This is a genomic window from Paraburkholderia sp. (genome assembly GCF_034668105.1).
In the GTDB taxonomy this organism is placed as follows: domain Bacteria; phylum Pseudomonadota; class Gammaproteobacteria; order Burkholderiales; family Burkholderiaceae; genus Paraburkholderia.
In genome coordinates, this window is sequence record NZ_JAXDPY010000214.1 from 1 (window position 1) to 8,467 (window position 8,467).

Genomic DNA, 8,467 nt, shown 5'->3' on the forward strand with positions numbered 1-8,467 from the left:
CGCTTCTTCCCGAGCGTTTCTCGAGGCGCAACTGCAGGCCCCAGATCTCGCGCATATCCGACGAAAAGCGCTTGTGGATCGCGAGTTTCTCGGTTTGCATGTCGAGCACTTCGTCCATCGCGCGATGCAGCGCCGGCACCGGATATTCACCGTTCGCCTCAAATTGTTGCCAGCGCGTCTGGACGTCGTGCCATAGCAGCGTGGCGAACAGGAAGCCCGGCGAAACCGGCTTGCCGGCGCGCACGCGGGCGTCGGTGTTGGTCAGCGCGAGCGTGATGAATTTCTCGCCGATCGGCTGTTCCAGCACCACATCGAGGAGCGGCAACAGACCATGATGCAGGCCTTCCTGACGCAGGCGTTTCAAACAGGCGAGCGCGTGGCCGGACAACATCAGCTTGAGCATCTCGTCGAACAGACGCGCGGCCGGCACGTTGTTGATCAGATCGGCCATGTTGGCGATCGGCGCGCGGGTCGTGTCTTCGATCTCGAAGTCGAGCTTCGCGGCAAAACGCACCACGCGCAGCATGCGCACCGGATCCTCGCGATAACGCGTGGCCGGGTCGCCGATCATGCGCAACAGACGGGCGCGCATGTCGGCCATGCCGTTGTGATAGTCCAGCACGGTTTGGGTGGCCGGATCGTAGTACATCGCGTTGATCGTGAAGTCGCGCCGCGTGGCGTCTTCGTGCTGCTCGCCCCACACGTTGTCGCGCAGCACGCGGCCGCTGGCGTCCACCGCATGGGTGCGGCGATCGAGCTCGTCGCGCTTCAGGCGGCGCGCGGGCGGTGCGTCGGCGGCGGGCGGATCGACCAGCGCACGGAAGGTCGAGGTTTCGATGATTTCCTGGCCGAACTGCACATGCACGATCTGAAACCGGCGGCCGATGATGCGGGCGCGGCGGAACAATTTCTGTACCTGTTCGGGCGTGGCGTCGGTCGCGACGTCGAAATCTTTCGGCTTGATGCCGAGCAGCAGATCGCGCACCGCGCCGCCGACGATGAACGCGCGATGCCCCGCTTCCTGCAGGCCTTCGGTGACGCGAATCGCGTTCCTCGAGATCAGCGACTGATCGATGCCATGCACGTCGTGCGGAATGATGACCGGCACGTCGGGGTCCCGCACGGCTTTGGCCGCCGGGCGGGCCGGTTTGCGGCGCGCTTTGCCGGCGCTGGACGCGGTGCGTGCCGATGCCTCGTCGGCTACGTCTGCTTCGGCCTTAGCGTGCGGGGTGTCGTCAGCGGGCGCTGGGTCCTGGCCGAATAGCTTGCGGATAAGTTTTTTGATCACGAGGGTTGAAAGAGTTCGAGGATGCGCCAGCCTTTGGCCTGCGCATGGGCGCGCAATGTGTCGTCGGGATTGGTCGCGATCGGATCGGTGACCTTTTCGAGCAGCGGGATGTCGTTGTGCGAGTCGCTATAGAAATAGCTGCGCTCGAAATCGGTCCAGGTCTTGCCGAGCGAAGCCAGCCATGCCTCGGTACGGACGATCTTGCCTTCTTTATAGCTCGGCGTGCCGGTGGGGCGGCCGGTGTACGGCGAATGCGGCTGGCCGTCGACGGTTTCCGCTTCGCAGGCGATCAGCGCATCGACACCGAACGCCTGGGCGATCGGGCGCGTGATGAATTCGTTGGTGGCGGTGACCACGCAGCAGAGGTCGCCTGCTTCGCGATGCTCTCTGACCAGTTCCAGCGCGACCGGAAAGATCGCCGGCGTGATGACTTCATGCATGTACTGCGCGTGAAGCTCGGCCAGCTGGGCGCGCGAATATTTTGCGAGCGGCGTGAGCATGGCGATCAGATAAGCGTGAATGTCCAGCTTGCCGGCCTTGTAGTCGGCGAAAAAGCGGTCGTTTTCACGGCCGAAATTTTCGGCGTCGACCATGCCTTGTTTCACCATGAAGCGGCCCCATTCGTGGTCGCTGTCGGTGGGAATGAGCGTGTGGTCGAGATCGAAGAGTGCGAGGTTAGCCATGGGGGCCTATTTTACTTGAAGCGGGGGCGGGGGACGCAGATGAAGCGGCGGGCGACGTTGAGGAGGTGGGCGCCGTGCGCCGGTCCTCGGCGTCGGGCGAGTTCAGCATGATGCGCAGAAGTGGCAGCGTGACCGCGCGTTTCTGTTCGAGCGAGAAGCGGTCGAGCGCGTCGAGCAAGCCCATCAGGCTCGGCATATCGCGGCGAAAATGCGTGAGCAGGTAGGCGGGGACGTCGTCGGCGAGCATGATGCCGCGCTCGCGCGCCGCGTGTTTCAGCACCGCGGCCTTGCCTTCGTCCGGCAGCGGCGCGAGGTGAAACACGAGGCCCCAGCCGAGGCGCGTGCGCAGATCCTCGCGCACCGTCATGCCGATCGGCGGCGCATTGCCGGCCGCGACGAGCGCGCTGGTGGGATGCGCGCGCACTTCGTTGAACAGGTTGAATACGGCGATCTGCTGCGCCGCGGACAGGCTGTCGCAATCGTCGATCGCATACAGCGCGACGCGCGGGTCGAACGTGAAGGCGGCGAGGCTGCTCTGCGGACCGGCAAAACGTGCGTGACCCGGTGGCGCTTCGTGAACCAGCGCCTGCAGCAGATGGGTGCGGCCGCTGCCGGCCTCGCCCCAGATGTAGAAGGTGCGATCGGCCACTGGCCCGGCCGCGAGCGCGTTGTCGAGCTCGCGCAGCCGCGTGACCAGCTCGGCGTTGGCGCCGGCGAAGAAATTGTCGAATGTCGATGGCGGCGGGGTGCCGAGATCGAGCGTCAGTTGACGAAGCACAGTAGGTTAATGCCGAAAATGAAGCGTGGGCCGCAGATGGCCCGAACCTCGGGCCGTAAAAATTCGCTGGGCGGTCCGATGAGCGGTCAGTTGTTGTAAAGCGTGCTCGCCAGATAGCTTTGGCGCAACTCGCGCATCGCCACCGAGAGAATCGCGCTGACCGGCAGCGCCAGCAACACACCGAAAAAGCCGAACAGCTGACCGAACGCGAGCAACGCGAAGATGACCGCGAGCGGGTGCAGTCCGATCCGTTCGCCGACGAGGCGCGGCGTGAGATAAAAGCTTTCCACGATCTGGCCGACGCCGTAAATCAGCGCGACCGCGCCGAAGCCGTACCAGTCGCCGAACTGCAGCAGTGCCGCGAGCAGCGCCAGCGCGAGACCGGTGGCAAACCCAATGTACGGGATGAACACCGCAAGGCCCGTGAAAATACCCACCGGCAACGCGATTTCAAAGCCGGCGACGGTCAGCGCAAGCGCATAGTAGACCGCCAGTACGCCCATCACGAGCAGCTGGCCGCGCAGGTATTGCGACAGCATCTGGTCCATGTCGCGTGCGAGCTGCAGCGTCTTGTCGAGCCAGCGGCGCGGCACCACGCTCTGCACGCGGGTGAGCATGCGGTTCCAGTCGTACAGCAGATAGAACAGCACGAGCGGCACCAGCACGGCATTGCCGACCACCGTCATCATCACGTTGCCGCTGGTGCGAAGGTAGGCCCATGCATACGCCGCCACGGTCTGCGCGCTGCCTTCCAGCTGGCCCATCACGAGATCGCGGATGCTGGCGAAATCGAGCGAATCAGCGAGACCCAGCAGCGCGAGCTTGGGGTGCAGCCAGCTGTTGACGTGGGTGAAGAACACCGGCACCTGCTGCCTGAGTTGCGGGCCCTCTTTCTGGATCACGGCCAGCACCAGCAGCACGAGCAGCGTTATCAGCAGCGAGAACAGCAGCATCATCAGCAAGGCGGCAAGGGCGCGTGGCACACGCCGGCGCACCATCCACGCGACGCCCGGTTGCAGAATGTACGCGAGAATGGCGCCCAGCAGGAACGGCGTCAGCACCGGGCTCAGGAGCCAGAGCAGAATGCCGACGCCCAGCGCGATCGCCAGCCAGGTAAAGGCGCGGCGCTGCACAGGGGTCAGGATCGAGGAATTCTGTTGCAAAGTTGTTTCCCTGGTCTCGTCGCGACCGGATCATTCAGGATGATTCAAATTCCAGCCAGCCGGCCGGCAACTCTGTATGGGACCAGAGTAAGCGCTGAAGCGCCAACTCTGGTCGGCATCGGGTAAAATCGCATTTTACCGACCTTCGAGCTCTTCCCCATGAATCAACCGAAATCGGCCCCGAATTCAACTGATTCGGCCCAAGGTTTGTCGTATCGCGACGCCGGCGTGGATATCGACGCGGGCGACGCCCTTGTCGATGCGATCAAGCCCTTTGCCAAAAAGACGATGCGCGACGGCGTGCTGGGCGGCATCGGCGGGTTTGGCGCGCTGTTTGAAGTGCCGAAGAAATACAAGGAGCCGGTGCTGGTGTCGGGCACGGACGGTGTCGGTACCAAGCTGCGCCTCGCGTTTCAACTGAACAAGCATGACACGGTCGGCCAGGATCTGGTCGCGATGAGCGTCAACGACATTCTGGTGCAAGGCGCCGAGCCCCTGTTTTTCCTCGATTATTTCGCTTGCGGCAAGCTGGACGTCGCTACTGCGGCAACCGTCGTCAAGGGGATCGCGCAGGGTTGCGAACTGGCGGGTTGCGCGTTGATCGGCGGCGAGACGGCTGAAATGCCGGGCATGTATCCGGACGGCGAATACGATCTCGCCGGCTTCGCGGTCGGCGCGGTGGAAAAGAGCAAGATTATCGACGGCAGCACGATTGCCCCGGGCGATGTGGTGCTGGGTTTGGCTTCCAGCGGTATCCATTCGAATGGTTTTTCGCTGGTGCGCAAGATCATCGAGCGTGCGCAGCCTGATCTGAACGCGGACTTCGATGGCCGCTCGCTGGCCGATGCGTTGATGGCGCCCACGCATATTTACGTGAAGCCCTTGCTGGCGTTGATGCAGCAGATTGCTGTGAAGGGCATGGCGCACATCACGGGCGGCGGCCTCGTCGAAAATATTCCGCGCGTTTTGCGTGAGGGTCTGACGGCTGAACTCGATCATCGCGGCTGGCCGATGCCGCCGCTGTTCGCGTGGCTGCAGAAGCACGGCGGCGTGGCAGATGCGGAAATGCACCGCGTATTCAATTGCGGGATCGGAATGGCGGTGGTGGTGTCCGCCGCCGACGCCGATGCGGCGATCGGGCTGTTGTCGGCTGCCGGCGAGCAGGTCTGGAAGATCGGCGTGATTCGCGAAAGCGCGGCCGGTGAAGCTCAGACGGTCGTGGTTTAAACAGAACAGCTTGAGCGACCAGCCGGAACGGCCAGTTTAAACAACGGCTGCTTGACCCGCGCGGTGTACGGAAAGAAAACGCCGCGCGGGCGAACACCTCAAATCAATTCTTCAATCAAGCCGACAACCTTCGCAGTCGCGCCGGGATCGCAGCAATCAACCACAACCCGCTCTGTCATGCCGCGCAGCCACGTGAGTTGCCGCTTGCACAATTGCCGGGTGGCAAAGACCCCCTTGTCGCGCATGGTCGAATAGTCGACCGCCCCATCGAGATATTCCCAGACCTGCCGGTATCCCACGCAACGCATGGACGGCATCTCGGGCAACAAATCCCCGCGCTCGCGCAATTTCACCACTTCGTCGATGAAGCCTTCAGCCAGCATCGCATCGAAGCGCTTTTCGATGCGTGCATGCAGCACGCTGCGCTCGGACGGCTCGAGCGCAATCGGCACGAAGCGCCAGGCCTGCGCATCGCTATCGACGCGAGCGGGCGCGGCCAGCAACGCGGACATTGCTTGCCCGGTCAGCATGAAAACTTCGAGCGCCCGTTGAATCCGCTGCGAATCGTTCGGCGCGAGACGCGCGGCCGTAACAGGATCGACAGCGGCAAGCCGCGCATGCAGCGCCGGCCAGCCGTCGCGTGCGGCGTCGGCGTCAAGTGCTGCGCGCACCTCGGCATCGGCAGCGGGCAGATCGTTCAGGCCTTGCGTGAGGGCCTTGTAATACAGCATCGTCCCGCCGACCAATAACGGTAGGCGCCCGCGCGCGCTGATCTCGCCGATCAGACGCAACGCGTCGCTACGAAACCCCGCCGCCGAATACGCATCCGCCGGATCGACGATATCGATCAGATGATGCGGCGCCACCGCGCGCTCTTCAGCCGTTGGCTTGGCCGTGCCGATATCCATCTCGCGATACACCAGCGCTGAATCGACGCTGATGATTTCCACCGGCCGCCGTGCGGCCAATGCCAGCGCGGCAGCGGTCTTGCCGGATGCGGTCGGACCCAGCAGGCAAGGGATCGGCGTGGACTTTGGCGAGGTCATAGGCAAAACGGCGCGCGCTGAAGAAACGTAATCAGATGCACCGTCATTGCCCACGCATGAACAGCCGATCGAGATCGGACAGCGTCAACTGGTACCACGTCGGACGGCCGTGATTGCACTGGTCGGCGCGCTCGGTCGCCTCCATCTGGCGCAGCAGCGCGTTCATCTCATCGAGCGTCAAACGCCGGTTCGCGCGCACCGCGTGATGGCACGCGAGCGTGCCGAGCAGTTCGTGCTGACGCTCGGTCAACACACGTGAGCCGCCGAACGCATGCAGGTCGGAGAGGACCGCGCGGGCCAGCGCCTGCAGATCGGCGTCTTTCAGCAACGCAGGCACGGCGCGAATTGCAAGCGTGGTGGGCGACAGCACGGCGAGGTCGAAACCGAGTGCGTCGAGCGTGTCGCGCTCTTCTTCGACCGTGCCGATTTCGACCGGATCGGCCTGCATGGTCTGCGGGATCAGGAGCGGCTGCACGGCAATCGTGCGATCGGCCATGGCGTTCTTGAACTGCTCGTACAGAATGCGCTCGTGCGCGGCGTGCATATCGACAATCACGAGTCCATGCGCGTTCTGCGCGAGCACGTAGATGCCGTGAATCTGGCCGAGGGCGAAGCCGAGCGGCTGCTCGTCGGCCGCATTGAAAACGGGCGACGCGTAGGAGGGTACGGACGTGTTGTAGGGCGCGGGCGCCTCGGCGGCAGAATCGCGCGCTTCGAAGAGCGTCGCGCCTTCGACTGTGCCGGTGTTGGTGTCTCTACGGCCGAAGAGGGCGTCGTAGAAGGCCAGCGGTTGGGCAACCGGCAGCGTGCCTTGCGTCATGCGCGCCTGGCGCATCCACGTATTGCCGGGCTGCGAGGATCCGAATCCGCTACTCATCCCGTTACCCGTCCCGCCACCGAGGCCGCCTGCGCCCGCGGCTGCATTCGCGCCAATGCCGCTGCCGAAGCCGCCGCCCGCACCACCCAGCGGCGTACCGCCGAACGAGGCCGGCCCACCTGCCGATGCTTGCAGATGCGCGGCATGGCCGCCGGCGGTCGTTTCCGGCGACGCGCCCGCGTGCCGCGCCAACGCGCGCTGCACGGCGTGAAACACGAACTGGTGAATCGAACGTGAATCGCGAAACCGCACTTCGATTTTCGACGGGTGCACGTTCACGTCGACCGCCTCGGGCGGCAGATCGAGAAACAGCACGTAGGACGGATAGCGGTCGCCGTGCAGCACGTCTTCGTAAGCGGCGCGCACCGCGTGCGTGAGCAGCTTGTCGCGCACGAAGCGGCCATTGACGAAGAAATACTGCTGATCGGCGCGCCCGCGGCTCGCGGTCGGCAGACCCGCGCAACCGTAGACGGCGAGCGGTCCGGCGGATTCATCGAGCGGCAAATGAGCCGTCGCAAAGGTTTCGCCCAGAATCTTCGCCACCCGCGCAGGCGGCTCGCTGGCGTTCCAGTGTTCGACCGCCTTGCCGTTATGCAGGACCGAAATCGCCACATCCGGCCGTGCGAGCGCGGCGCGGCGAATCTGTTCGAGGCAGTGACCGAGTTCGGTCTGCTCGCTTTTCAGGAATTTGCGGCGCGCGGGTGTGTTGAAGTACAGCTCGCGGACTTCGATCGTGGTGCCTTGGGTGCCGGCGGCGGGACTCAGCACACCGGTTTGCGCATCGACGCGCACGGCATGCGGCGCCTCGGCGGTGCGGCTCGTGATGCTCATCTGCGCGACTGATGCAATCGACGCCAGCGCCTCACCGCGAAACCCCAGTGTCGCGACCGCTTCCAGTTCGGCCAGCGAGCGAATCTTGCTGGTCGCGTGACGCATCAGTGCCAGCGCGAGTTCGTTTTCGGGGATGCCGCAACCGTCGTCGGTGATCGAAATGCGTTTGACGCCGCCTTCGTCGAGCAGGATACGCAGCGTCTGCGCGCCGGCGTCGAGCGCATTCTCCAGTAATTCCTTGACCACTGAGGCCGGCCGCTCGACCACTTCACCGGCGGCAATCTGGCTGATCAGCTGGTCGGGAAGGGGCTGGATCGCCCGCAACGGGCGTGGGATGGGCGCGGCGGCGGAAACCGCAGCGGCGTCGGCGGTACCGGCTGGCGTTTCGGAGAATTCTGACATGGCGAAATTATAGCGATTCGGCGCGAGCCGGCTCGATGTGGGTCGACGCGAAGTCGATGCGATGGATCGGCGCGCTCTTGCGCCGGCGATGGTCGGACCGCAGAAGCCTCCCATGACGCCGAAATAATGTCCGCGCACGCCAGATTTTTAATCGTACCCGGGCACTTTCGGT

At 64.2% G+C, this 8,467-nt stretch carries 7 protein-coding genes; 1 reads left to right on the forward strand and 6 read right to left on the reverse strand.

Annotation, left to right across the window (positions count from 1 at the left end; translation table 11 throughout):
* From pcnB to QOC89_RS10100, 4 genes are all read right to left on the reverse strand, one after another.
* The coding region (pcnB, locus tag QOC89_RS10085) for a polynucleotide adenylyltransferase PcnB (RefSeq protein ID WP_323044876.1) at nucleotides 1-1,288 on the reverse strand (1,288 nt) is incomplete at its 3' end.
* A complete protein-coding gene (locus tag QOC89_RS10090; protein WP_323044877.1) occupies nucleotides 1,285-1,971 on the reverse strand; it encodes an HAD family hydrolase in 687 nt (228 codons plus the stop codon). The genes QOC89_RS10090 and pcnB, both read right to left, overlap by 4 nt.
* Complete coding sequence (gene hda, locus QOC89_RS10095; protein ID WP_323044878.1) at nucleotides 1,964-2,749, reverse strand: DnaA regulatory inactivator Hda; 786 nt, start codon at nucleotides 2,747-2,749, stop codon at nucleotides 1,964-1,966. Before hda ends, QOC89_RS10090 begins: the two co-directional genes overlap by 8 nt.
* An 86-nt stretch (nucleotides 2,750-2,835) precedes the next feature.
* Nucleotides 2,836-3,912 carry an AI-2E family transporter gene (locus tag QOC89_RS10100; protein WP_323044879.1) on the reverse strand — a complete coding sequence of 359 codons (1,077 nt, stop codon included), beginning with the start codon at nucleotides 3,910-3,912 and terminating at the stop codon, nucleotides 2,836-2,838.
* Between the two features lie 159 nt (nucleotides 3,913-4,071).
* Here QOC89_RS10100 and purM point away from each other — a divergent pair, with 159 nt between their 5' ends.
* Nucleotides 4,072-5,139, forward strand: coding sequence for a phosphoribosylformylglycinamidine cyclo-ligase (gene purM, locus QOC89_RS10105; protein WP_323044880.1), 1,068 nt, complete (start codon nucleotides 4,072-4,074; stop codon nucleotides 5,137-5,139).
* A 98-nt stretch (nucleotides 5,140-5,237) separates the two neighbouring features.
* Here the strand turns inward: purM and miaA are convergent, their stop codons facing one another.
* Together miaA and mutL are read right to left on the reverse strand one after the other, a co-directional pair.
* On the reverse strand, nucleotides 5,238-6,185 hold the full coding sequence (gene miaA / locus QOC89_RS10110; RefSeq protein WP_323044881.1) for a tRNA (adenosine(37)-N6)-dimethylallyltransferase MiaA: 948 nt from the start codon (nucleotides 6,183-6,185) through the stop codon (nucleotides 5,238-5,240).
* 43 nt (nucleotides 6,186-6,228) lie between these two features.
* Nucleotides 6,229-8,295, reverse strand: coding sequence for a DNA mismatch repair endonuclease MutL (gene mutL, locus QOC89_RS10115; protein WP_323044882.1), 2,067 nt, complete (start codon nucleotides 8,293-8,295; stop codon nucleotides 6,229-6,231).
* Between the last annotated feature and the right edge of the window lie 172 nt (nucleotides 8,296-8,467).